At 72.2% G+C, this 24297-nt stretch carries 20 protein-coding genes; 12 read left to right on the top strand and 8 right to left on the bottom strand.

What is annotated here, in order from left to right; all coding sequences use genetic code 11:
• Positions 1 to 347 precede the first annotated feature (347 nt).
• Entirely contained in the window at positions 348 to 2570 is a 2223-nt protein-coding gene (locus tag FHX73_RS13635; RefSeq protein ID WP_145905264.1) for a (Fe-S)-binding protein, read from the bottom strand.
• A gap of 293 nt (positions 2571 to 2863) precedes the next feature.
• Here FHX73_RS13635 and dnaK point away from each other — a divergent pair, with 293 nt between their 5' ends.
• The 5 genes from dnaK (at position 2864) to FHX73_RS13610 (ending at position 8248) form a co-directional block, all read left to right on the top strand.
• Entirely contained in the window at positions 2864 to 4705 is a 1842-nt protein-coding gene (gene dnaK / locus FHX73_RS13630; RefSeq protein WP_145905263.1) for a molecular chaperone DnaK, read from the top strand.
• Positions 4702 to 5313 (top strand): nucleotide exchange factor GrpE, encoded by a 612-nt coding sequence (gene grpE / locus FHX73_RS13625; RefSeq protein ID WP_145905262.1) that lies wholly within the window; start codon positions 4702 to 4704, stop codon positions 5311 to 5313. The genes dnaK and grpE overlap by 4 nt, the downstream gene beginning before the upstream one ends.
• A gap of 87 nt (positions 5314 to 5400) precedes the next feature.
• Positions 5401 to 6546 carry a molecular chaperone DnaJ gene (dnaJ, locus tag FHX73_RS13620; protein ID WP_145905261.1) on the top strand — a complete coding sequence of 382 codons (1146 nt, stop codon included), beginning with the start codon at positions 5401 to 5403 and terminating at the stop codon, positions 6544 to 6546.
• A gap of 4 nt (positions 6547 to 6550) precedes the next feature.
• Positions 6551 to 7060 carry a heat shock protein transcriptional repressor HspR gene (locus FHX73_RS13615; protein ID WP_145905260.1) on the top strand — a complete coding sequence of 170 codons (510 nt, stop codon included), beginning with the start codon at positions 6551 to 6553 and terminating at the stop codon, positions 7058 to 7060.
• A 132-nt stretch (positions 7061 to 7192) separates the two neighbouring features.
• Positions 7193 to 8248 carry a helix-turn-helix domain-containing protein gene (locus FHX73_RS13610; protein ID WP_145905259.1) on the top strand — a complete coding sequence of 352 codons (1056 nt, stop codon included), beginning with the start codon at positions 7193 to 7195 and terminating at the stop codon, positions 8246 to 8248.
• Between the two features lie 141 nt (positions 8249 to 8389).
• On the opposite strand, the gene FHX73_RS13605 is transcribed toward FHX73_RS13610, so the two are convergent.
• The gene (locus FHX73_RS13605) at positions 8390 to 8596 is read right to left on the bottom strand and encodes a hypothetical protein (protein ID WP_145905258.1); all 207 of its coding nucleotides are present in this window, start codon (positions 8594 to 8596) and stop codon (positions 8390 to 8392) included.
• Between the two features lie 406 nt (positions 8597 to 9002).
• Here FHX73_RS13605 and FHX73_RS13600 point away from each other — a divergent pair, with 406 nt between their 5' ends.
• Complete coding sequence (locus FHX73_RS13600) at positions 9003 to 9623, top strand: TIR domain-containing protein (protein WP_145905257.1); 621 nt, start codon at positions 9003 to 9005, stop codon at positions 9621 to 9623.
• Between the two features lie 59 nt (positions 9624 to 9682).
• Here FHX73_RS13600 and FHX73_RS44645 read toward each other — a convergent pair whose 3' ends face one another.
• From FHX73_RS44645 to FHX73_RS13575, 5 genes are all read right to left on the bottom strand, one after another.
• Positions 9683 to 10609: a winged helix-turn-helix transcriptional regulator gene (locus tag FHX73_RS44645; RefSeq protein WP_170304910.1), complete on the bottom strand. Its 927-nt coding sequence runs from the start codon at positions 10607 to 10609 to the stop codon at positions 9683 to 9685.
• Between the two features lie 37 nt (positions 10610 to 10646).
• Positions 10647 to 11726, bottom strand: a complete 1080-nt coding sequence (locus FHX73_RS13590) for a LuxR C-terminal-related transcriptional regulator (RefSeq protein WP_246213509.1) — start codon at positions 11724 to 11726, stop codon at positions 10647 to 10649.
• Positions 11727 to 12399: 673 nt separating this feature from the next.
• Positions 12400 to 12732 (bottom strand): hypothetical protein, encoded by a 333-nt coding sequence (locus tag FHX73_RS13585; RefSeq protein ID WP_145905256.1) that lies wholly within the window; start codon positions 12730 to 12732, stop codon positions 12400 to 12402.
• Between the two features lie 214 nt (positions 12733 to 12946).
• The gene (locus FHX73_RS13580) at positions 12947 to 13969 is read right to left on the bottom strand and encodes a LuxR family transcriptional regulator (protein WP_145905255.1); all 1023 of its coding nucleotides are present in this window, start codon (positions 13967 to 13969) and stop codon (positions 12947 to 12949) included.
• Positions 13970 to 14118: 149 nt separating this feature from the next.
• Positions 14119 to 15234, bottom strand: coding sequence for a TDT family transporter (locus FHX73_RS13575; RefSeq protein ID WP_145905254.1), 1116 nt, complete (start codon positions 15232 to 15234; stop codon positions 14119 to 14121).
• Positions 15235 to 15304: 70 nt separating this feature from the next.
• On the opposite strand from FHX73_RS13575, the gene FHX73_RS13570 reads away from it, so the two are divergent.
• The 5 genes from FHX73_RS13570 to FHX73_RS13550 all read left to right on the top strand — a co-directional run bounded on the left by FHX73_RS13570 (position 15305) and on the right by FHX73_RS13550 (position 21261).
• Positions 15305 to 16234, top strand: coding sequence for a LysR family transcriptional regulator (locus tag FHX73_RS13570; protein ID WP_145905253.1), 930 nt, complete (start codon positions 15305 to 15307; stop codon positions 16232 to 16234).
• Between the two features lie 69 nt (positions 16235 to 16303).
• Positions 16304 to 18898 carry an ATP-dependent chaperone ClpB gene (gene clpB / locus FHX73_RS13565; RefSeq protein WP_145905252.1) on the top strand — a complete coding sequence of 865 codons (2595 nt, stop codon included), beginning with the start codon at positions 16304 to 16306 and terminating at the stop codon, positions 18896 to 18898.
• A 140-nt stretch (positions 18899 to 19038) separates the two neighbouring features.
• A complete protein-coding gene (locus tag FHX73_RS13560; protein WP_145905251.1) occupies positions 19039 to 19602 on the top strand; it encodes a type III secretion system chaperone family protein in 564 nt (187 codons plus the stop codon).
• A gap of 78 nt (positions 19603 to 19680) precedes the next feature.
• On the top strand, positions 19681 to 20031 hold the full coding sequence (locus FHX73_RS13555) for a cupin (protein ID WP_145905250.1): 351 nt from the start codon (positions 19681 to 19683) through the stop codon (positions 20029 to 20031).
• A 69-nt stretch (positions 20032 to 20100) separates the two neighbouring features.
• Positions 20101 to 21261 carry a pyridoxal phosphate-dependent aminotransferase gene (locus tag FHX73_RS13550; protein ID WP_145905249.1) on the top strand — a complete coding sequence of 387 codons (1161 nt, stop codon included), beginning with the start codon at positions 20101 to 20103 and terminating at the stop codon, positions 21259 to 21261.
• A gap of 12 nt (positions 21262 to 21273) precedes the next feature.
• On the opposite strand, the gene FHX73_RS46185 is transcribed toward FHX73_RS13550, so the two are convergent.
• Complete coding sequence (locus FHX73_RS46185) at positions 21274 to 22758, bottom strand: eCIS core domain-containing protein (RefSeq protein ID WP_425461440.1); 1485 nt, start codon at positions 22756 to 22758, stop codon at positions 21274 to 21276.
• Positions 22759 to 23475: 717 nt separating this feature from the next.
• Here FHX73_RS46185 and FHX73_RS13540 point away from each other — a divergent pair.
• Positions 23476 to 24126: a DUF2617 family protein gene (locus tag FHX73_RS13540; RefSeq protein WP_145905248.1), complete on the top strand. Its 651-nt coding sequence runs from the start codon at positions 23476 to 23478 to the stop codon at positions 24124 to 24126.
• Positions 24127 to 24297 lie beyond the last annotated feature (171 nt).

The raw sequence follows: 24297 nt of genomic DNA, 5'->3' as shown, positions 1-24297 counted from the left end.
TTTCTCCCCTTGGTTCCGGTCAGCGATCCAGCCCGCGGGTTCGTGTCAGGGCCGTCGCTCGGGTGCTTGGTGCTCGGTTCGCCCGCCGATCCGGCGGCCAGGAGGAACCGACTGCGGATCAGCTGACGGGCGCTCGGGTGGTGGCCTGGGCGCCGGTGGCGGACAAATGCCGCAAGCCGCCTGCCCCGGGCGTATACCGCCCGGGGCAGGCATCATATGTGAGGCGCTGAGCCGCAAGCACATTCACACCCGGCTCAAACATTCGTTCTGCGTTCCAGCGGACCTACGCAGCGCTACCGGTCACCCGGTCACGCCGCGCGGCCCGCCCCGTCACGCCGGGCGGGGTGCTACGCCTCGACCGGCTCCGCCTCGGGCTCGACCGGTGCGGCCTTGACCGAGTCGAGCAGCAGCTGGGCGACGTCGACCACCTTCAGGTGCTCCTTCGCCGCGCCCTCGTTCTTCTTGCCGTTGACGGAGTCGGAGAGCATCACCAGGCAGAACGGGCAGGCGGTGGAGACGATGTCGGGGTTGAGCGACAGCGCCTCGTCCACCCGCTCGGTGTTGATCCGCTTGCCGATCCGCTCCTCCATCCACATCCGCGCGCCACCGGCCCCGCAGCAGAAGCCGCGCTCCTTGTGACGGTGCATCTCCTGCTGGCGCAGGCCCGGGACCTTGTCCATGATCTCGCGCGGCGGGCTGTAGACCTTGTTGTGGCGGCCCAGGTAGCACGGGTCGTGATAGGTGATCAGGCCCTCGACCGGGTTGACCGGCACGAGCTTGCCCTCGTCGATCAGGTGCTGCAGCAGCTGGGTGTGGTGGATCACCTCGAAGTGCCCGCCGAGCTGCGGGTACTCGTTGGCGATGGTGTTGAAGCAGTGCGGGCAGGTGGCCACGATCCGCTTCTTCGGAGCGTCCTCCAGCGCGGCGTTGAGCGTCTCGACGTTCTGCGCGCCCAGCATCTGGAAGAGGAACTCGTTGCCCAGGCGGCGGGCGGAGTCACCGGTGCAGGACTCCTCCTTGCCCAGGATCGCGAACTTCACCCCGGCGGTGTGCAGCAGCTCGGCGAAGGCCTTGGTGGTCTTCTTCGCCCGGTCCTCCAGCGCACCCGCGCAGCCGACCCAGTACAGGTACTCGACCTCGGCGGGCTCGATGTCCTCGCCGATGACGGGGACCTCGATGCCGGTCTCCTTCTTCAGCTCCTTGACCCAGTCCAGGCGGGCCTTGGTGGCCATGCCCCACGGGTTGCCCTTGTTCTCCAGGTTCTTGAGCATGGTGCCGGCCTCGGTGGGGAACGAGGACTCGATCATCACCTGGTAGCGGCGCATGTCGACGATGTGGTCGATGTGCTCGATGTCCACCGGGCACTGCTCGACGCAGGCGCCGCAGGTGGTGCAGGACCACAGCACGTCCGGGTCGATCACGCCGCCCTCCTCGGCGGTCCCGATCAGCGGACGCTCGGCCTCGGCCAGCGCGGCGGCGGGGACCCCGGCCAGCTGCTCGGCGGTGGCCTTCTCCTCGCCCTCGGCATCGCGACCGCCGCCCGCCAGCAGGTACGGCGCCTTGTTGTAGGCGTGGTCGCGCAGCGACATGATCAGCAGCTTGGGCGAGAGCGGCTTGCCGGTGTTCCAGGCGGGGCACTGCGACTGGCAGCGGCCGCACTCGGTGCAGGTGGAGAAGTCGAGGATGCCCTTCCAGGAGAAGTGCTCGACCTGCGAGACGCCGAAGACGGCGTCCTCCGCCGGGTCCTCGAAGTCGATCGGCTGGCCGCCGGAGCTCATCGGCTGCAGCGCGCCCAGCGCCACCTCGCCGTCCGCGTTCCGCTTGAACCAGATGTTCGGGAAGCCCAGGAACCGGTGCCAGGCCACGCCCATGTCGGTGTTGAGCGAGACCGTGATCATCCAGATGAAGGAGACCGAGATCTTGATCGTCGCGGTCAGCCAGAGCAGGTTGTGCAGGGTGCCCAGGCTCAGCCCCTTGAAGGCGAGCACCAGCGGGTACGAGACCACGTAGGCGGCCTCGTAGTGGTCCACCCCGGCCTGCGCGCCCTCCAGGCCGCGCAGCGTCAGGATCGCCGCGCCGATGACCAGGATGACGATCTCGATGAAGTACGCGAAGCCCATGTTGGAGCCGGCGAACCGGGACTTGCGGCCGGCCTTGTTCGGCAGGCTCAGCTGGCGGATCACGGTCAGCACCGCGATGCCGACGAAGGTCACCAGGCCGAGCAGCTCCTGGAACACCAGGTACGGCGTCCAGTCGCCGATGACCGGGACCTCGAACTTCGGGTCGAAGAGCTGCCCGAACGCGCCGACCAGGGTGAGGATCAGCGCGTAGAAGCCGACGGCCACGCACCAGTGCGCGATGCCGACGATGCCCCACTTGTTCATCCGGGAGTGTCCGAGGAACTCCCGGGCCAGGGTCACCGTGCGGGCGACCGGGTCGTTGATCCGCGACCCGGCGGGCACCGGCTGGCCGAGCCGGACGAACCGGAAGATCTGCGCGATGGCACGAGCGAACAGCGCGACGCCGACCACGGTCGTGCCCAGTGAGATGAGGATCGCTGCTAGCTGCATCCGGCTTCTCCGTACTCCAGCGGTGGTGGGTGAGGGTAGAGGTCGGTCGAGTGTACTCGTGGGTAACTTAACCACCCACCGGGCGGACCTTATCGCTCCGTAGCACTCACCCAGAAGACGTTCAAGGTATGGCGGCAGTCACGTAGGGCCATACTCACCCATTGGGGGCAAAAAGGAGGGGGTCAATAAGGGCCGCATAAAAGTTGAGCGCCACCGACTCATGGCTGTTGACTCCCTCCCGGGCCTGGGGCATGCTTGAGCGCGTAAAGCTCAACTCTCGTGGAGGTATCCAGATGGCACGCGCGGTCGGTATCGACCTCGGCACGACGAACTCGGTCGTCAGTGTTCTCGAAGGCGGTGAGCCCACCGTCATCACCAACGCCGAGGGCGCCCGGACCACGCCGTCCGTCGTCGCCTTCGCGAAGAACGGCGAGGTGCTGGTCGGCGAGGTCGCCAAGCGCCAGGCCGTGACCAACGTCGACCGGACCATCCGTTCGGTCAAGCGGCACATGGGCACCGGGTGGAAGACCGCCATCGACGGCAAGGACTTCAACCCGCAGCAGATCAGCGCCTTCATCCTGCAGAAGCTGAAGCGCGACGCCGAGGCCTACCTGGGCGAGACCGTCACCGACGCGGTCATCACCGTCCCGGCCTACTTCAACGACTCGGAGCGCCAGGCCACCAAGGAGGCCGGTGAGATCGCGGGTCTGAACGTCCTGCGCATCGTCAACGAGCCGACCGCGGCCGCCCTGGCCTACGGCCTGGACAAGGACGACCAGACCATCCTGGTCTTCGACCTCGGTGGCGGTACCTTCGACGTCTCGCTGCTGGAGATCGGCGACGGCGTGGTCGAGGTCAAGGCCACCAACGGCGACAACCACCTCGGTGGTGACGACTGGGACCAGCGCATCGTCGACCACCTGGTGAAGGTCTTCCAGTCCGGCCACGGCGTGGACCTCTCCAAGGACAAGATGGCGCTGCAGCGCCTGCGCGAGGCGGCCGAGAAGGCCAAGATCGAGCTCTCCTCGTCCTCCGAGTCCTCGATCAACCTGCCCTACATCACGGCCTCCGCCGAGGGCCCGCTGCACCTGGACGAGAAGCTCACCCGGGCCCAGTTCCAGCAGCTGACGGCCGATCTGCTGGACCGCTGCAAGGTCCCGTTCCACAACGTCATCAAGGACGCCGGCATCCAGCTGTCCGAGATCGACCACGTGGTCCTGGTCGGCGGCTCGACCCGCATGCCCGCCGTCTCCGAGCTGGTCAAGGAGCTGACCGGCGGCAAGGAGGCCAACAAGGGCGTCAACCCGGACGAGGTCGTCGCGATCGGCGCCGCCCTGCAGGCCGGTGTCCTGAAGGGCGAGGTCAAGGACGTCCTGCTGCTCGACGTCACCCCGCTGTCCCTGGGCATCGAGACCAAGGGCGGCATCATGACCAAGCTGATCGAGCGCAACACGACGATCCCGACCAAGCGTTCGGAGATCTTCACCACCGCCGAGGACAACCAGCCCTCCGTGCAGATCCAGGTCTACCAGGGCGAGCGCGAGATCGCGGCGTACAACAAGAAGCTCGGCATGTTCGAGCTGACCGGCCTGCCGCCGGCGCCGCGCGGCCTGCCGCAGATCGAGGTCACCTTCGACATCGACGCCAACGGCATCATGCACGTCGGTGCCAAGGACCTCGGCACCGGCAAGGAGCAGCGGATGACCGTCACCGGCGGCTCCTCGCTGCCCAAGGAGGACATCGAGCGGATGACCCGCGAGGCCGAGCAGTACGCGGAGGAGGACCACAAGCGCCGCGAGTCGGTCGAGACCCGCAACCAGGCCGAGCAGCTCGTCTACTCGACCGAGAAGTTCATCGCGGACAACACCGACAAGCTCCCGGCCGACGTCAAGACCGAGGTCGAGGCCTCGATCGGCGAGCTCAAGGAGGCCCTGAAGGGCGAGGACATCGCGGCCATCCGCGAGGCCTCGGAGAAGGTCTCCACCACCGCCCAGAAGCTCGGCCAGGCCCTCTACGCCGACGCCCAGGCCTCGGGTGCCGCCGCCGGTGCCGCGGGTGCCGAGGCGCCCAAGGAGGACGACGTCGTGGACGCCGAGATCGTCGACGACGAGAAGCCCAAGGGTGGTGCGGCATGACGGAGAAGCCGCAGGGCGTGGAGCCCGGCGACGACTCCAACGCCGACGAGGCCGTGCTGAAGGCCGCCGAGGAGGCCGTCAAGGGCGCCGCCGCGGAGGCCGGCTCGGACGAGCTGGCCACCGCCAAGCGCGAGGCGACCGAGCGCACCGCCGACCTGCAGCGGCTGCAGGCCGAGTACCAGAACTACCGCAAGCGGGTCGAGCGCGACCGGCTGACGGTCCGTGAGATCGCCGTCTCCAACATCCTGGAGCAGCTGATCCCGGTGCTGGACGACATCGGCCGGGCCCGCGAGCACGGCGAGGTGACCGGGGGCTTCAAGTCGGTCTCCGACAACCTGGAGACCGTGGTCGCCAAGCTGGGCCTGCAGCAGTTCGGCAAGGAGGGCGAGCCCTTCGACCCGAACCTGCACGAGGCCCTGATGCACAGTTACTCCTCGGAGGTCACCGAGGACACCTGTGTGCAGGTGCTGCAGCCCGGCTACCGGATCGGCGAGCGGATCATCCGCCCGGCGATGGTGGCCGTGGCCGAGCCGCAGCCGGGTACCCAGTCCACGGGCACCGTGGACTCCGAGGGTGGCCCCGAGGCTGACGGTGCGGCCGAGAACTGACACGCTGTGCGCTGCGGGGCCGCACGTCACCACCGGTGACGCGCGGCTCCGCAGCGCCGTATCGCCCCTGGGAGGTGGTTGGGAGTCATGAGCACGAAGGACTACGTGGAGAAGGACTACTACAAGGTCCTCGGCGTGCCGAAGGACGCCACCACCGCCGAGATCAAGAAGACCTACCGGAAGCTCGCCCGCGAGTTCCACCCGGACGCCAACAAGGGTGACGCGAAGGCCGAGGAGCGGTTCAAGGACATCTCCGAGGCCTACGACGTGCTCTCGGACGAGAAGCGCCGCAAGGAGTACGACGAGGCCCGCAGCCTCTTCGGGGCCGGCCGGATGCGCGGCGGCACCGCCGGCAACGGCTACAGCTTCGACTTCGGCGACCTGTTCAACGGCTCCCAGGGCGGCGGCGCCGGCGGCGGCATCGGCGACGTGTTCGGCGGGCTGTTCAACCGCGGCCGGCAGGCCCAGCCGCGGCGCGGCGCCGACGTCGAGACCGAGGTCACGCTCAGCTTCGAGGAGGCCGTGGACGGCGCCACCGTGCCGCTGCGGATGACCAGTCAGGCCCCGTGCCGCACCTGCTCCGGCACCGGTGCCAAGGCCGGCACCACCCCGCGGGTCTGCCCGACCTGCGTGGGCGCCGGCACGGTGAGCCGGGGTCAGGGCGCCTTCGCGCTCTCCGAGCCCTGCCGGGACTGCAAGGGCCGCGGCATGATCGTCGACGACCCCTGCCCCGACTGCCACGGCAGCGGCCGGGCCAGCTCGGCCCACACCATGCAGGTGCGGATCCCGGCCGGCGTGCAGGACGCCCAGCGGATCCGGCTCAAGGGCAAGGGCGCCCAGGGCGAGCGCGGCGGCCAGCCCGGCGACCTCTACGTCACCGTGCACGTCAGCTCGCACCCGGTCTTCGGCCGCAAGGGCGACAACCTGACGGTCACCGTGCCGGTCACCTTCCCCGAGGCCGCGCTCGGTGGCACCATCGACGTCCCCACCCTGAACGGCCCCGCCGTGAAACTGCGCCTGCCGGCCGGCAGCGCCAACGGGCTCACCCTGCGGGCCCGCGGCAAGGGCGCGACCCGCAAGGACGGCACCCGCGGCGACCTGCTGGTCACCGTCGAGGTGACGGTCCCGCAGGAGACCGCCGGCGAGGCCCTGACCGCACTGGAGCAGTACCGCGACGCCACCGCAACCGAGGACCCGCGAGCCGCTCTGTTCAAGGCGGCGGAGGGAGCGTGACCCGATGAACGCTGAGCCTGGTATCGGCGCCGGCCTGGGCGAAGGCCTGCCCGGCGGACCCCCACCGCGCCGCCGGCGCACCGGCCCGCCCGGCCCCGGCTACGCACTGACCGAGGAGACCCCGGTCTACGTGATCTCGGTCGCCGCCGAGCTCTCCGGCCTGCACCCGCAGACCCTGCGCCAGTACGACCGGCTCGGCCTGGTCTGCCCGGACCGCACCGGCGGCGGTGGCCGCCGCTACTCAGCCCGGGACATCCAGCAGCTGCGCGAGGTCCAGCGGCTCTCCCAGGACGAGGGCATCAACCTGGCCGGCATCAAGCGGATCATCGAACTGGAGAACCAGGTCGCGGCGTTGCAGTCGCGGGTCGCGGAGCTGTCCGCGGCCGTCGAGGGCGCGGGCGCGGCGCTGCAGGCCAGGGAGGCCGCGGTGCACGCCTCGTACCGGCGCGACCTGGTGCCGTACCAGCCGGCGCAGCAGTCGAGCGCACTGGTGGTGTGGCGGCCGCGGCGGTAGCGACCGCGCGCGACGACCGACGGGGTCGGTTGGCATCCCACCGGACGGTGGGGTGCCAACCGATCCCGCGCTTGCGTAGAGTGCACCCAATCGTGTGAGTGGCCGAATTTTTCCCGGGAGGGGGACCAGGGGATGGGTTCGACAGGCGGGGCCGAGGAGAAGGAGCACGTCGGCTTCGTGTCCGCGCAGGCGAAGGCCCTCTACCTGGAGGTCATCGCCACCGGGGGAAGCGTCGAGCTCTCCGAGGCCGACATCAGCGGCACCTACCGGGAGCTCATCGAACTCGGTCTCCTGGTCGTCGTCCACGAGAAGCCGCTGACCCTGACCGCGACGGATCCGACCCGGCTGGCCGGGCGCCTCGGTTCGGTCTGGCAGAAGCAGGCCCTGGCACTGCTCTCGCAGGCGGTGTCGATCCCCTTAGCGCTGCAGGACCTGAGCCACGCCTACCAGGGGCTGGAGCAGACCAACCACCCCGACGGGCCGATCGTGCACGCCCACGGGGTGCCGGAGATCAACCAGCGCCTGGGCACGCTCTTCGACGGTGCCGAGTGGGAGGTGCTCACGGCGCAGCCCGGTGGGAGCCGCCGCGAGCACTTCGTCCAGGAGGTCATGGAGCGCGACCTCGGGCTGGCCCGGCGCGGGGTCGCCCGGCGGGTGATCTACCACCCCAGCGCCCGCTACTCCGCCCCGACGCGGCAGTACGTCGAGGCCATGACCGAAGCCGGCTCCGAGGTCCGCACCCTGGAGGAGCCGTTCACCCGGATCTTCATCATCGACCGAAGAGTCGCCGTCATACCGACGCCGGGGGACGGCGCCAGAGCGGCGTTCATCAGCGACACCGCGGTCGTGGCGTACCTCTTCGACCTGTTCGAACGGATGTGGGCCCGCTCCAGTCCGTTCCTGGGCGCCGCGGAGGTGCCGCCGGAAGTGATCTCCCGGATGCGCGCCAACATCCTGCGCCTGATGGTGCAGGGCGTCGGCCACCGCGTCATCGCCCGCAACCTCGGCATCAGCGAACGGACGCTGGCCCGGCACATCGCCGAGTTCCGCGAGGAGTACGGCTCGGAGACGCTGTTCCAACTCGGCTGGCGGATGGCCCTGCACGCCCCCAACAGCCTCTACAACGAGGACGGCGAGGTCTCCCCCGCGGTCTCCCCCGCGCAGGAGGCCGGCCAGCCCGGTCAGTAGGCCCGGTCACCGGTGCCGACGCGCCACGGCGCCGTGGCCGCGGGACCGCGGTGGGAACGTGCCGGAACAGCCGCCCCACCACGCACCGCCCCGAACGGGCCGTTCGCCGGGCGCTCCGGGCCGGGCCCGGGCGCTACCGGACTAGTCCCACTTAATGTCGGCCGGAAGCACCGTGTTGGCCCCGTGAACGGCATTCTGCTGCACACCGAGTGCGGCATTGTTCCAATTGATGTCGCTCGGGCTCGCCGAGGCGGAATGAATCGCCACGGTGACGGGAAGCGCCAGCGCTGCGCCAACGGCAACGGCCGCTACCAGCACACGGATCCGGGATCGGGGTGCACGACGCATGAGACGGCTCCTTGTCATGGACCTGATATTGCGAGAACGTTTAGTACCCACCGACCACTCGGCTGAGTGCGCTCGAACGGGCATTTGACGAAGCCATACTTCCGCCCGAAGGCAACCCCGGTCATCCCAGGACCGGTGTCATCGTTCTGCCTGGCAGAAATATGACACCTGTTTGTCGGGGGTCAGCCATGGATCTCCGGCGTCGAAGGTGTCATCCAAGTGCCAGACAGGGAGATGCCACGCCAGCTCGGTGGACGACGCACTTGCGGACGAGTGACGATCAATTCCGTCGAGAGCCCCTTCCCACGGCCCGGCGCGGATCCAGCGACCGCTCGCACCAACCCCGTTTGACCTGCGTCGACACCACACTTCGCAGGACCACCCCATGCCCCCGGAGTCACTCACCATGTCTGAGCCCTACATGCGCCAGCACGCAGCCCAGGCCCCCGAAGGCCGCCGGGCCCGTGTCTTCCTCGCCGCGCCGCTGATGCGGCTGACGGGGCCCGCCGACAGCGTGGTGACGCTGGCGAGCCGCACCCGGCTGACCGCCCTGCGCAGCTCGCTGCTGCACAGCGGCGCCGCCGTGTTCAGCGCGCACCACAGCGACGCGTGGACGGTGGAGGGGCGGGTGCCCGAGTCCCGGGTGCCGTCCGACTTCCGAGCGCTGCAGACCGCCGACCTGCTCTTCGCCTACGTGGGATCGCCGCTCTCGGCCGGCGTCTCGCTGGAGCTCGGCTGGGCCTCCGCGCTGCGCAAGCCCATCGTGCTGCTGGTCGACGAGGCGATCACCCACAACCCGCTGATCGCCACCATCGAGCAGGTCGCGCCGGTGCTGCCGCTGGTCTTCGACGACACCTGGTCCCCGGAGAGCATGCGCCACATCGTGGAGACCGCCCTCGACTGGGCCGGCATGGCGCTCTCGCTGCGCGAGGGCTTCTGGACCGCCCCCGGCGAGCAGTTCAACCCGGTCCCCAGCGTCGGCAACCCGTACGGCGGCTGGGCGGGCAGCGACGCGGTCACCGGCTGACACCCCTTCAGTCCCCGCCGACGTCCTGACGGCCACCGCGCCGTCAGGACGTCGCGGCGTCAGGACGTCGCGCGCATCAGCCAGCCGAGCTGGAACAGCGTGTCCGCGTCGTACTCCTCCCGCAGGCGGGCGATCTGCGCGGCCACCGTGCGCTCGCTCAGGCCCAGCCGGTTGGCGATGGCGCGCTGGGTCAGGCCCCGGGCCAGCAGGTCGGCCAGGGTCGAGGGCGGCGGCGGGTCCCAGCGGACCCGCTCCGCCCGGGTCCAGTCGCGTTCGAACTGGTCCAGCACCAGGCCGACCACCACCGGGTCCTCGACGAAGGTGGCGACCTGGTAGCTGGCGTGGCCGGCCAGCACGACGACGGAGCGGTCCAGGACCATCAGCCGGCGGAACGGCTCGTCGAGGATCCGGATCCGGGCGCCCAGCGCGGTGGCGTGCGCCGCGTAGGCGACGGTGGCCGGGTCGGTGTCGGCGCCCGGCTGGTAGAGGGTGCGCAGCTCGATGCCCCGGCCCCGGATCGCCTCGACGTCGGTGTACATCCGGGGCAGGTGGACGGCCGGGCGGGCGCCGCCGGGCTGCATGCTGAGGATCTCGTACCGGCTCTCCAGGATCAGGTCGCCCAGCCGCTGCTGGATCTGCTGCAGCCCCTCGACGTGGGTGATCGAGCGCTCGGCCGGCGGCGGGAGCGCGGCCGAGTCGTAGGCCTGCGCCAACTCGTCCATGGCACGCACCGGTTCGTCCGCCCGCAGCAGCAACTCGACGGCGGCCTCGCGGTACTGGGCGCGGAGCAGGCCGGCCGCCCGGCGCGGGTCGGCGGTGCCCCACTGGCCTTCGTGCAGTTCCACCACCAGACCGGTCGCGCGCAGCTGGGCCAGCGCGGCCGGCTCCCGGGCCGACACCTGCGCGAGGTCGAAGAGGCCGCCGTCCGCGAGGAGTTCGCGGTAGAGCGCACGCGCGGCGGCGCCCGGCAGCGCGGGCACCGTCATGCTCCCTCCCCCGTCGCCGCTCCCGACCCGGACCCGCTCACCAGCCCGGCTCCGGGCGGCCGTCACCGGCGGCGGCCCGCATCAGCCAGCCGAGTTGGAACAGCGTCTCGGCGTCGTACTGGTCGCGCAGGCGGGAGATGTGGGCGGCGACGGTGCGGTCGCTCAGGCCGAGACGGGCGGCGACCATGCGCTGGGTGAGGCCCTGGGCGAGCAGCCGGCCGACCTGGACGTGCACCGGCTGCGCGGCGGGCTCGGCGGCGGTGGGGCTCCACTGCGAGGGCTCGGCCCGGGCCCAGTCCCGCTCGAACATGCCGATCAGGAAGGCGACCACCGCCGGGTCCTCGACGAAGGCCGCGCTGGTGTAGTCGGGGCCGGAGGGGATCACCACGGTGGTCCGGTCGAAGATCAGCATCCGCTTGAACGACTCGCCCAACACCCGGCTGCGGACCCCGAGTTCGGTGGCGGCCAGGACATGGGCCACGGTCGGCCCGTCGGCCCGGGCGGTGGGTTCGTAGAGCGCGCGCATGGCGACCCCGCGGGCCAGCAGCCGATCGGCCAGGTCGAGCGCGTGCTCCAGCAGCGGCCGGCCCAGCGGTCCGCCGGGCTGGGCGGAGAGCACCTCCTCGACGCTGGCCCGGTGGAGCAGCCCGATCCGCTCCCAGACCTGCTCGGCCCCGTGCAGGTGCCGCACCTCGCCGGAGCGGTCCACCTTGCGCGGCGTCCGGTCGTAGGCCCGGGTCAGGTCGTCCAGCAGCGCGGGCATCTCCTGGGCCTGCACCAGCAGCCGGGTGCCGGCCGAGCGCAGTTCCTCGCTGAGCCGGCCGCCGACCGAGCGCGGGTTGACCACGGTGTAGCCGGCGCCGGCCGGGTCGGTGCGGAGCAGGCCGAGTTCGAGCAGTTCGGCGACGGCGGGGCGGTCGGCGGGCGGCACGGCCGAGGCCGGCAGTCGGCCGCCGTCGGCGAGGATCGCGAGGTAGCGGGTGCGGGCGGCCTCGCCCGGCAGCGGGAGTTCGCCCACCGCCGGTTCGGCGGCGGCCCCGGCCGGCTCCGACGGGTGGTCGGCGAGCGGGGGCGGGCCGTCCTGCGGCATCTCGGACGTTCCAGGCTTCTCGTCCACCCGTTCCCCCTGCGCACGCGGACCGGCAGCGGTCGAACGACCGCTTGGGGCGCATCATCTCATCAGGGAGGGGCCGGGTGGCGGCCGGGAGGGAGGTCGGGTCCGGTCGCTCGCCCCCCGAGCGGGCGACCAAGGACCCCTCTCCGTGGGCGGATCCGGCCCGGAGCCTTGGCTCGGCGCCATCGAGCTCCGGGCGGATCCACTTCACGTACGCCAAATCCGAGGTGCTTCCAGCGAGGCGGAGCAGCAACGCCTCGCTGGGACCGGGTTCGATCGCCATCACCACAAATGACCGACCGTCCGGCGTCCCCCGACACCCCGCACAGATACTTCTGCCCCTGTGCGAGGGCGGCGAACGAGTCACCACCAGCGGGTTGCGGTTACCCGGGCGGCTTGGCGTACCCACAGCCTCACAAAGCCCGGACCTGGGAACAAGGGCGTTCCGGATGCAGGTTCCCGCAACTGCACAAACGTGCAGAATGACCCGCCGGACGGGTCGTCCACACACCGCTGAGCTGCGGTGATGACAGAACGTTCGGTCTCCCGGGAGGCCGGAAACCCCTGGAGTCCCGCCGGACTCCAGGGGTCGTCAGGGATCGTCAGGGGTCGTCAGGGATCGTCAGGGGTCGTCGGCAGCCCCGGCCGCACCGGCCGCACCACGGCTCACGGGCCGTCAGTGCATCGCCACCCGGCCGTCCGCCTCCCGCACCGCGCTGTCCAGCGCCCACGGCGCCTTGACCCGGACGAACGGCCGCAGCCGGGTCGCCACCAGCGCCCGGTGCCCGAGCGAGTGCTCGTCGGCCCAGACCTCGGATCCGAGCTCGACCAGCCGGGCGAGCTCCGGCACCCCGTCCGAGACGGCCGCGAAGACCCCCTCCTCGACCAGGTAGAGGATCACCCGGTCCCCGGCCTCGGCCAGCGAGACCGCCTCGCGCAGGAAGCTGTCGGCCTCCGGCCTGCCCCAGAACGCCTGGCTCTCCACCAGCACGTGCGAGCGTCCGGCCATCGTGTACTCCTCCCCGTGGCACCCACCCGGCCGCCGACGGGCCGTGCTGCTGCCCGGCGCCCCCGATTCCCCGTGCCGGATGGTTCCCTGACAGACGATCAGCTGCCCGGTCAGGGTCCCCCGGACACCCGGACGGGACAATGCGCCGTCCGTTGCGGGTTCCCGCAACTGCGTGTTCCCGCAATCCGGCCGATCGACCGCCCCGGGGGCTTGCTCAGTGCTGCCCGACCGTGCTGCGGTCGCTCCGGCCGCGCATCAGCCAGCCGAGCTGGAACAGCGTCTCCGCCTCGTACTCCTGCCGCAGCCGGGCGATGTGCGCGGCCACCGTGCGCTCGCTCAGGCCGATCCGGCCGGCGATGGTGCGCCGGCTGAGCCCGCAGGCGAGCAGCCGGGAGACCCGGTCGCCGACCGCGTCCGCGTCCGGGGCCGCGTGGGCCGAGCCCCAGGCCACCCGCTCGGCCCGCTGCCAGTCCCGCTCGAAGAGCTCGACCAGCAGTTCCACCGCGGTCGGGTCGCTGACGAAGGCCGCGCTGCCCATGTCGGCCGAGGCGGGGATCACCGCGACCTGGCGGTCGAAGATCAGCATCCGCTGGAAGTCCTCGTCCAGCACCCGGATCCGGGCGCCGTACGGGGTGACGGCGGCGGCGTAGGCCACGGTGGCCGCGTCCGCGCGGGCGACCGGCTGGTAGACGGTGCGCAGCGCCCCGCCGGCCCGCAGGAACGGCACGTCCTGCGCCATCGCCCAGGCCAGGTGGTCGGCCGGCCGGTCGCCGCCGGGCTGGGCGGTGAGGATCTCGGTGGTGGTGTCGGCGACCAGCTGGGCGATCCGGTGCCGGATGCTGTCCCGGTCGACCACGGTGTCCACGGTGCCGGTGCGCGGGGACGGGCGGTGCGGGGCGGTGTCGTAGGCCTGGGACAGCTCGTCGAGCAGGGCGGGCACCTCGTCGGCCCGGCGGAGCAGTTCGGCGGCCCGGCCGCGCAGCGCGCCGGCCGTGCGGCCGAGGAAGGCGCGCGGGCTGACGGCGGAGTAGAAGGTGCCGCCAGGCAGGCCGCGGACCAGGCCGAGGTCGAGCAGCCGGGCCAGCGCGGGGCGGTCGGCGGCCCGCACCTCCTCGGCCTTCACCCAGCCGCCCTCGGCCACCACGGCGAGGTAGAAGGCCCGGGTCGACTCGTCCAGTCCGAGGTCGGCGCAGCGCGGTCCGTGGCCGTACCCGTCCGGCTCGGCCGCACCCGCCATGCTCCACCCCCGACTTGACTGTCCGCCGCCATATTGCCAGTCGGCTTCCCCGGGCGCGAGGGCGGGTGACCACAGGATCCGTGCAGATCATCACACAGCCTGTCAGGTGACCCACCGGCAGCTCGGACCGCCCCCGCGGCCCGGGCGGGTCAGGCCGCCGCCCGCAACAACCGCCCGCCGACCAGCGCACTCACGGTGCGCACCCCGGCCACCGACCAGGCGCACAGCAGCAGCAGGTAGAGCCCCACCGCCAGCCACCCGAACCCGGCGAACCCGGTGTGCCGGGCCAGCGAGGCGGTGCCGGTCACGCAGGTGCCGACCGGGAAGGTGAAGGCCCACCAGGTCAGCCCGAACGGCATCCGGTGCCGCACCAGCGCCCGCAGGTTGGCCGCCCCGGCGACCAGCAGCCAGAGCAGCGCGAACCCGGTCATCGCCACCCCGTAGAGCACCGCGAAGCCGAAGGCGGCCGGGGCCAGCAGGGGCGCGGTGCTCCGGGCGGCGTCCGCCAGGTTGCCGACCGCGGTGCTGGACTGGCCGAGCGGGCCGAGCACCAGGAAGAGCGAGGGGGTCAGCAGCACCGCGGGCAGCTTGCTGTGCACCAGGCCGGCGAAGACCACCGGCAGCACCACCAGGGTGGCCAGCAGGCTGGCGCCGAACATCGCGTAGCAGGCGTAGAACAGGGCCGGCCGCAGTCCGGCGTCCAGGTGCGGCAGCAGCGCGGGGCCGAGCGCCGCGGAGACCATCGGCGCCACCACCGGCAGCAGCCAGGTGGGGTTGGCGCGCAGCGCGGAGAGCTCGTGCCGGGTGATCATCAGGTACGGGATGCCGGCCGCCACGGCGACCGCGTAGAGCGTGCCCGCCGTCCAGAGCACCAGGTCGGCGACGGCGGCCGGGCCGGTGCCGATCAGCGTGCCGCCGACGGTGAGGGTGCCGAAGCCGACCGCCAGCAGCGCCATCGGCGGGCAGCCGTAGAAGACCGCGGTGGCCGGGTTCTCCAGCAGCTGCTCGCGGGCGGCCGCCCGGTGCCGGGTCAGGTGCACCAGCCGGGCGGCCACCAGCACCGCCAGCATCAGCGCCGAGAGCGCCCAGACCGCCTGCGCGAAGCCGAGCTGCCCGGGGAGGCGGTGCGGCAGCGCGACGGCCGCGTTGGCCGTGATCGCGGTGCCCATCACGGCCGCGTACCAGTTCGGCCCGAGCTGGCCGAAGTCGAGGGCCGCGAGGGCGCGGCGTTCGGGGCGGGCGGGACGGAGCAGCAGCGTGGTCATGCCTCCACCCTCCGGCCGGGCGGCCCGGGCCGGTAGCGACCGCCGCACTATGGGGACATAACCTGGGCCTATGGCTCTCTCCCCGCAGGTGCCCGAACTCGGCGCGCTGGAACTGCTCCTCGAAGTGGCCCGCCAGGGCAGCGTCGGCCGGGCCGCCGCCGTGCTCGGGATCAGCCAGCCGGCCGCCAGCGCCCGGATCAAGGGCATGGAGCGGCAGATCGGGGTGGCCCTGCTGGAACGCTCGCCGCGCGGCTCCCGGCCCACCCCGGCCGGCCGGCTGGTGGTCGAGTGGGCCCGGCAGGTGGTGGAGGCGGCGCAGGCGCTGGACGCCGGGATCGCCGCACTGCGCGAGGACCGGGACGCCCGGCTGCGGGTGGTCGCCTCGCTCACCGTGGCCGAGTACCTGATGCCGGGCTGGCTGCTGGCCCTGCACTCCGCCATGCCCGGCACCGCGGTGACCCTGCGCACCGCCAACTCCCAGGCGGTGGCCGAGCAGGTGCTGGCCGGCGCGGCCGACCTGGGCTTCGTCGAGGGCACCCGGACGCCGCCGGGGCTGAGCGGGGTGGCGGTGGCGGCGGACCGGCTGGTCGTGGTGGTGGCGCCGGACCACCCGTGGGCCCGGCGGCGCTCGCCGGTGCCGCGGGAGGAGCTGGCGGCCACCCCGCTGGTGCTGCGCGAGCCGGGCTCGGGCACCCGGGAGGTGCTGGACCGGGCGCTCGGCGGGCCGGCCGTGCCGCTGCTGGAGCTGGCCTCCACCACCGCGCTCAAGGCGGCCGCGCTGGCCGGGGCCGGGCCGGTCTGCCTGAGCGAGCTGGCGGTGGCGGACGAGCTGGCCACCCGCCGGCTGGTCGAGGTGGCGCTGGCCGACCTGGACCTGCGCCGGCCGCTGCGCGCCGTCTGGCCGGCCGGCCAGCGCCCGGCCGGCCCGGCCCGCGAGCTGCTGGCGCTGACCGCCAGCACCGCGCCGGAGAGCCCGAAGCGCTTGAACGGGAAAACCTGAGCGAGCTAGACTCAACTTAACAAAGCTGAGCCACCTAGACTCAACACTGGAGGAGCACCCCACGTGGCCATGGACGCGAGCAAGTTCACCACCAAGACGCAGGAGGCCCTGTCCGCCGCGATCCGGCAGGCCGGCGGCGCGGGAAACCCGGATGTCAGGCCGGTGCACATCCTGCTCGCCCTGCTGGAACAGCCCGAAGGGCTGGCCCGCCCGCTGCTGGAGGCGGTCGGCGCCGACCTCCAGCAGCTGATCGGCGCCGCCCGCCAGCAGCTCAAGGCGCTGCCCAGCGCCCAGGGCTCCACCGTCGCCGCGCCGCAGCTCGGCCGGGACACCCTGGCCGTGCTGGAGGACGCCGGCCGCCGGGCCGAGCAGCTGGACGACGCCTACGTCTCCACCGAGCACCTGCTGGTCGGCCTGGCCGCCGAGGGCGGCGCGGTCGCCGAGCTGCTGACCCGCCACGGCGCCACCCCGAAGGCCCTGCTGGCGAAGTTCACCGAGGTGCGCGGCTCCGGCCGGGTCACCTCACCGGACCCCGAGGGCACCTACAAGGCGCTGGAGAAGTACGGCACCGACCTGACCCAGGCCGCCCGGGACGGCAAGCTCGACCCGGTGATCGGCCGCGACCAGGAGATCCGCCGGGTGGTCCAGGTGCTCTCCCGGCGCACCAAGAACAACCCGGTGCTGATCGGCGAGCCCGGCGTCGGCAAGACCGCCGTGGTGGAGGGCCTGGCCCAGCGGATCGTGGCCGGCGACGTGCCGGAGTCGCTGCGCGGCAAGCGGCTGGTCGCGCTCGACCTGGGCGCCATGGTGGCCGGCGCCAAGTTCCGCGGTGAGTTCGAGGAGCGGCTGAAGGCCGTGCTGAACGACATCAAGCAGAGCGACGGCCAGGTGGTCACCTTCATCGACGAGCTGCACACCATGGTCGGCGCGGGCGCCGGCGGCGACTCCGCGATGGACGCCGGCAACATGCTCAAGCCGATGCTGGCCCGCGGCGAGCTGCGGATGGTCGGCGCCACCACGCTGGACGAGTACCGCGAGCGGATCGAGAAGGACCCGGCCCTGGAGCGCCGGTTCCAGCAGGTGCTGGTCGGCGAGCCCACGGTGGAGGACACCATCGCCATCCTGCGCGGCCTGAAGGGCCGTTACGAGGCGCACCACAAGGTGCAGATCGCCGACGCCGCGCTGGTCGCCGCCGCCTCCCTCTCGGACCGCTACATCACCTCCCGGTTCCTGCCCGACAAGGCGATCGACCTGGTGGACGAGGCGGCCTCCCGGCTGCGGATGGAGATCGACTCCTCCCCGGTGGAGATCGACGAGCTGCAGCGCTCGGTCGACCGGCTGCGGATGGAGGAGCTGGCCCTGGAGAAGGAGTCCGACCCGGCCTCGGTGGACCGGCTGGCCCGGCTGCGCCGCGACCTGGCGGACCGTCAGGAGCAGTTGAGCGCGCTGACCGCCCGCTGGGAGCAGGAGAAGAAGAGCCTCAACCGGGTCGGCGAGCTCAAGGGCCGCCTGGACGGCCTGCACTCCGCCCTGGAGCGGGCCCAGCGGGACGGCGACTTCGAGGCCGCCTCCCGGCTGATGTACGCCGACGTCCCGGCCGCCGAACAGGAGTTGGCCGAGGCCCAGGAGAAGGCCAAGGACCAGGCGGCGACCGCCTCGATGGTCAAGGAGGAGGTCGGCCCGGACGACGTGGCCGACGTGGTGGGCTCCTGGACCGGCATCCCGGCCGGCCGGCTGCTGGAGGGCGAGAGCGCCAAGCTGCTGCGGATGGAGGAGGAGCTCGGCCGCCGGCTGATCGGCCAGCCCGCCGCGGTGCAGGCGGTCTCCGACGCGGTCCGGCGCACCCGCTCCGGCATCGCCGACCCGGACCGCCCGACCGGCTCCTTCCTCTTCCTCGGCCCGACCGGCGTCGGCAAGACCGAACTCGCCAAGGCACTCGCCGACTTCCTCTTCGACGACGAGCGGGCCATGGTCCGGATCGACATGAGCGAGTACGGCGAGAAGCACTCGGTCTCCCGGCTGGTCGGCGCCCCGCCCGGGTACGTCGGCTACGAGGAGGGCGGCCAGCTCACCGAGGCGGTCCGCCGCCGGCCGTACAGCGTGGTGCTGCTGGACGAGGTCGAGAAGGCCCACCCCGAGGTCTTCGACGTGCTGCTCCAGGTGCTGGACGACGGGCGCCTGACGGACGGTCAGGGGCGCACGGTGGACTTCCGCAACACCATCCTGATCCTCACCTCCAACCTCGGCAGCCAGTACCTGGTCGACCCGACGGTGCCGGACACCGCCAAGACCGAACTGGTGCTGGACACGGTGCGCTCCAGCTTCAAGCCGGAGTTCCTCAACCGGCTGGACGACATCGTGGTCTTCGACCCGCTGGGCACCGCCGAGCTGAGCCGGATCGTCGACCTGCAGGTGGCCAAGCTGGCCGAGCGGCTGCGCGAGCGCCGGCTCACCCTGGACGTCACCTCGGCGGCCCGCGACTGGCTCTCCCTGACCGGCTACGACCCGGCCTACGGCGCCCGGCCGCTGCGCCGCCTGGTGCAGTCCGCGATCGGCGACCAGCTGGCCCGGGCGATCCTGGGCGGCGAGGTGCGCGACGGGGACACCGTGGTGGTCGAGCGGGACGAGGCCGGCGACCGCCTGACGGTGCGCTCCGGACAGTGACCCACGGACCGCCGTCCGACCGCCCATCCGGGGCCCTGAGCGCCTGTGCCCGGGGCCCCGGATGAGGCAGGATGGAGGCAGTTGGAAGGGCGGCCCCGAGACCACCAGCCACCCTCGTGCACTGTTGAAGGGACCCCCCTGTGAGCATTGACCCGTCGTCGATCCCGTCGTTCGGCGTTCCGCAGCCCCAGCCCGGTCCGGGCCAGGGCGGTCGCCCGGCCGGCCCGCCGCCGATCGTGGTCCCGGACGCCAAGCTGGTCACCCAGCTGCTCGACCAGATGCAGCTCAAGCACGCCACCGACGAGGAGGGTGACCTGGTCGCCCCCTGGGAGGGCTTCCGCGTCTACTACATGTTCCGGGGCGAGCAGAAGGAGCTCTTCGCGGTCCGTGCCTTCTACGACCGGGTCTACACCCTGGAGCAGAAGCCGGAGATCCTCGACCTGATCGACGAGTGGAACCGCGAGACCCTCTGGCCGAAGGTCTACACGCACACCCACGAGGACGGCATCGTCCGGCTGATCGGCGAGTGCCAGATGATCGTCGGCACCGGCGTCAACCTGGACTACTTCATCACCACCACCGCCAACTGGACCCAGGCCTCGGTGGGCTTCGAGCAGTGGATCGTCGAGCGGCTCGGCCTGCAGCAGGACATCGAGGACGCCGAGGGCACCGACGGCGAGGGCGACGCCCCGAGCGAGGACTGACCTCCGCCGCCCACCCCGACCCCTGGCCCGGCCCGCCCTCCCAGCAGGCCGGGCCAGGCCTTGCCCAGGAAGCCCCTCGTGCAGCTGTTCACCTTCGACCGCGCGGAGCGGCTGATCTCCCGCTTCTCCAGCACCGGAGCGCACGCGACCCGGGTGGCCACCGGCGGCGAACCCGGGCCGGTGCACCTGACCTGCCTGACCATCGAGGCCGGCGGCGCGATCGGCACCCACCCCGCCCCGACCGACCAGCTCTTCCTGGTCATCTTCGGCCGCGGCTGGGTCAGCGGCCCCGACCACGTCCGCCACCCGGTCACCGCCGGCACCGGCGTGCACTGGTCGGCCGGCGAGGCCCACACCTCCGGCAGCGACAGCGGCCTGACCGCCCTCGCCCTGGAGGGCCCGGACCTGAGCGTCTACGAGCCGAGCTGAGCGGTACTTGTCCGCTCCCCCCGGGCACCGGAAGATGGGCCCCGACCGACCACGGGCAAGGGAGCCGCAATGGGTACGAGGCCGCTGTTGAACCGCCGGCTGGCGGGCATGGGCACGACGATCTTCGCCGAGATGTCCGCCCTGGCCACCGCCACCGGCTCGATCAACCTCGGCCAGGGCTTCCCGGACACCGACGGGCCGGCCCCGATCGCCCGGGCCGCCGCCGACGCCGTGCTGAACGGCCGCGGCAACCAGTACCCGCCCGGGCCCGGCATCCCCGAGCTGCGGACCGCGATCACCGAGCACCAGCAGCGCCGCTACGGGCTCAGCTACGACCCCGACCGCGAGGTGCTGGTCACCGCCGGCGCCACCGAGGCGATCGCCGCCTCGCTGCTCGCCCTGCTGGAGCCCGGCGACGAGGTGATCGCCTTCGAGCCGTTCTACGACTCCTACGCCGCCTGCATCGCGATGGCCGGCGCGACCCGGGTGCCGCTGACGCTGCGTCAACCCGACTTCCGGCCCGACCTGGACGAGCTGCGCTCGCTGATCACCCCGCGCACCCGGCTGCTGCTGATCAACACCCCGCACAACCCGACCGGCACCGTGCTGCACCCCGACGAGCTGCGCGTGATCGCCGAACTCGCGGTCGAGCACGACCTGTTGGTGATCACCGACGAGGTGTACGAGCACCTGGTGTTCAGCTGCGCCCACCACCCGCTGGCCGCCCTGCCCGGCATGCGCGAGCGGACCGTGTCGATCTCCTCGGCCGGCAAGACCTTCTCCTTCACCGGCTGGAAGGTCGGCTGGGTCACCTCCACCCCGGAGCTGGTCGCCGCCGTCCGCACCGCGAAGCAGTACCTCACCTACGTCTCGGCCGGCCCGTTCCAGTACGCGGTCGCGGAGGCGCTGCGGCTGCCCGACGCCTACTTCGACGGGTTCCGCGCCGACCTGGCCCGCAAGCGCGACCTGCTCGCCGACGGCCTCACGGCCGCCGGCTTCCGGGTCTTCAACCCCGAGGGCACGTACTTCATCACCACCGACATCACCCCGCTCGGCGAGAAGGACGGCGTCGAGTTCTGCCGCGCCCTCCCCGAGCGCTGCGGCGTGGTCGCCATCCCCAACGTCGTCTTCTACGACAACACCGACGCCGGGCGCGCCCTGGTCCGCTTCACCTTCTGCAAGAAGGTCGAGGTACTGGAGGAGGCCGTCGCCCGGCTGCGCCGGCTGTGAGCTGACCCGGCGTCACCCTGCGGCGTTGTTCGGCGGGTTGAGGAGGTCGGGGGTCGCACCGGCGTGCGCGGCGAAGTCCGGCGGCCGGGTCTCGCTGTAGTAGGTGTTCCGCTGCATCGCGTCGAACCACAGCACGAGTGAGCGGAGTTCCTCGATCGCCTCGATCATGACCTGGTAGAGGTCGGCGTAGGCCGCCTTGGTATTGGTGAGCCAGGTGTTGAACTCCGCCGTCCGGTTTCCGACCCGCTCCGCGAGGACCCGGCTGCGCGCGTCGTCGTCGAAGATCTTCGACGCCAGGAAGGGCGACCAGGTGCCGAGGCCCGCCTTGAAGGCCTCGGGAACCGCCCAGGTTCCCGGCGTCTCGTCGTACAGCGGGTTGACGGCCGTCGCGGTCCGGGCGAGTCCGACGAGGTTGCCGGCGAACGTCCCGAAGGTCGTCGAGTTCGGGTCGTCCCCCTGGAGGCCCTGCGTGGCGAGGGTCGCAATGAACGAGTAGTGGGCCGCCGCCTCGGAACTCGGGTGTCCCAGGGCTTCGGCCTCGGTCGACGCGGCCCGCAGCCGCCGCAGCCGTGCGGCCAGGTTCGCCGTCCGGTTCGACCGGTTGCGGTAGAGCGGCCCCGCGGCCCGGTCCCCCTTCGGCGGCTTCGAGACCTCCGCGATTCCGGAGTCCACCGCCTTGAGGTACTCCTTCACGCATTCCGCGATGGTGTCCGCGACGTTCTCGCCCGTCGAGCCGAGGGCGTTGAAGATGTGATCGCCCTGCAGGTGGCCTCCACCGGGGGCCCGCTGGATCGACGCGGCAGGGCTCGCGCTGCCCGCCCTACCCGCCGTCCGTCCGGCCGGTGCCCGCTGGACCTCGGCGGCCGGGCCGCTCATCACCCGGGTCGCGTTGGCCTCGGCCTCCCGTTCGAACCGGTCCGAGGGGTCCGAGACCCTGAGGCCGTTCCCGTTGTCGGTGCCCGCGACCGGTCCGGTGCGCTGCTGGACGACGTGGGTGAGTTCGTGGGCCAGGGTGTGCTTGTCACCGCCGCCGTCGCCGATGACGACGTGGCTGCCGGAGGTGTAGGCGCGGGCGCCGAGCTCGGCCGCCGAGGCCTTCGCGGCGCTGTCGGTGTGAATGCGGACGTCGGAGAAGTCCGCGCCGAGCCGGGATTCCATCTCGGTGCGGGTCCCCTGGTCCAACGGGCGGCCGCCGCCGCGCAGCACGTCGTGGACGGCGGAGCGCTGCACCTGGGGCTGCTGGGGCTGCTCGGCCTGGTGACCGCACCCGGCGCCGTGCTGGTGCGAGTCCTCGGGCGCGAGCTGTCCGCCCCGGCGCAGCAGCTGCACCACCGCGGCGTTCCCCGCGGTGGCCTGCAGGTCGAGGAGCCTTCGGAACGGCACCGCACCCGCGGCCGGCCGGGCCGGTGCCCGCCCGTTCCCGGTGGCGGGCGTTCTGGCGTTGTCGCGGTCGTACACGAGGCCTCTTCCTGCGCTGGGACGGGTCCCTCCCTGCATACCCGGCAGGCCGGCGCCGGTCCAGGTCCGGCGAGGCAGCACCGGCTGTCCTCCGGGGCAGCGGCCGGGCCCGCGGAAGACAGCCGACGAGGGCCCGCGGTCCTCCGCGAGGCCCTCGAACGCCTGCGCCGGTTCCGCACGCGATCGCCCCTACGGTCGCCAACCCGCGCCCGAAAGGATGCTTCTGACGCTCCGCCGGCGATCTCCGTCGGCCGCCGTTCCGAACGCTCTGCGCGTGTTCGGGCTGCCGGCGTCCGTCTCGGCCCCGGCCCACCGGCGGGCCGAAGTGGTCACCGTCGTCTACGTGTTGTCCTACCTTTCGCCGAGCCTGCCGGCCGTGCCGCCGCGATCGCCGATCCCCGGCCCGAGTCCGCACCACCCCGACCCGAGCCGTCGGCCGCGCGCCTGCGCACGACAGGCGCGCGCGCTGACCGCAGGGCGCGCGTTCCCGCTCGAAGGGCGCGCATCGAGCAATCTCGATCACCCTCCCGGTCACACCTGACCAGGCACTACGCCCAGAACGGTGAATGTGCAACAAGAATGGGTAAATCCCTGACGGACCCGGAGAATTCGTGCTTCTCTGCTGCTGAATCTCCAGCCGGAATCCTTCCTTCCACGGTCGGCCGCGTCCTGGACCGCACAGCCACGAACCTCCTCGCCTTCGGCCGAGTCGGACTGCACGGCGGACGCGTACGGAGCTGAAATGCGGAGCCCAGCATGCTCACCACACTGCAGACCTCCTATACCGACACCCGCGCCGGTGACCTGGCCTGGTGTCTCGGCGGCGGACCGCTGCCCGCGCTGGCGGTGCGCGACCTGCCGCTGCCGGGTCCGGACGACTCGACGGACGGCAACCACGGCGGTCAGGCCCGGTGGCCCGGCAACCGGACCCCGGGAGCGAGCAGAACGACCGCCACCGGCACCCTGCAGCTGCGGCTGCTGGGCGCCTCGCACCAGGTGGTGATCGCGGCCGGCCCGGGCGAGTGCCTGGAGACGGTGGCCTGCATGCCCGGTCGGCGCACCCCGCTGCCGGCCCGGGTCGCCGAGCAAGTCGCCGGGTGGGAGTACGAGTTCGCGGCCCGGATCGAGTCACTGCCGCCGCACGTCTTCGCCGCCCGGGCGCAGGAGATCCTGGCCCTGGTGGACGAGCACCCGCGCGGCCTGGCCGGGGTCTTCCCGGGCGATCCGAGCGCCTTCACCGCGCTGGTCGCCCAGGGCAGCGCGGAGCGGGTGCTCTGGCGCACCTGGCACGCCTACCCGCAGGAGGGGCGGCTGGTCTGCACCCGCTCCTCGCTGGTGGTGCGCGGTCCGGTGGGCGCCAGCCGCCCGGGCCCGCGGTGCGCGATGGCCCGACCGACCCTGCCGTGACGGTCCGCCGGTCCGGGCGCCGGGGACGGCCGGACGCCGGACCTGACGCCCGCTCGGCTCCGAACACCCTGCCGGTCTGTCAACCCAAACCCCGCCACTCCCCCTCGAACGGGTGCGACTATCGGCGGCCCCGGTCGCCTAGCGTTTCTTCGTGATCAACCAGCCGACGGG

Origin of the sequence: Kitasatospora viridis (assembly GCF_007829815.1) — a bacterium.
GTDB lineage: Bacteria > Actinomycetota > Actinomycetes > Streptomycetales > Streptomycetaceae > Kitasatospora > Kitasatospora viridis.
The sequence above is the reverse complement of the archived record's forward strand: the minus strand, read 5'-3'. Positions and strand labels throughout refer to the sequence as shown.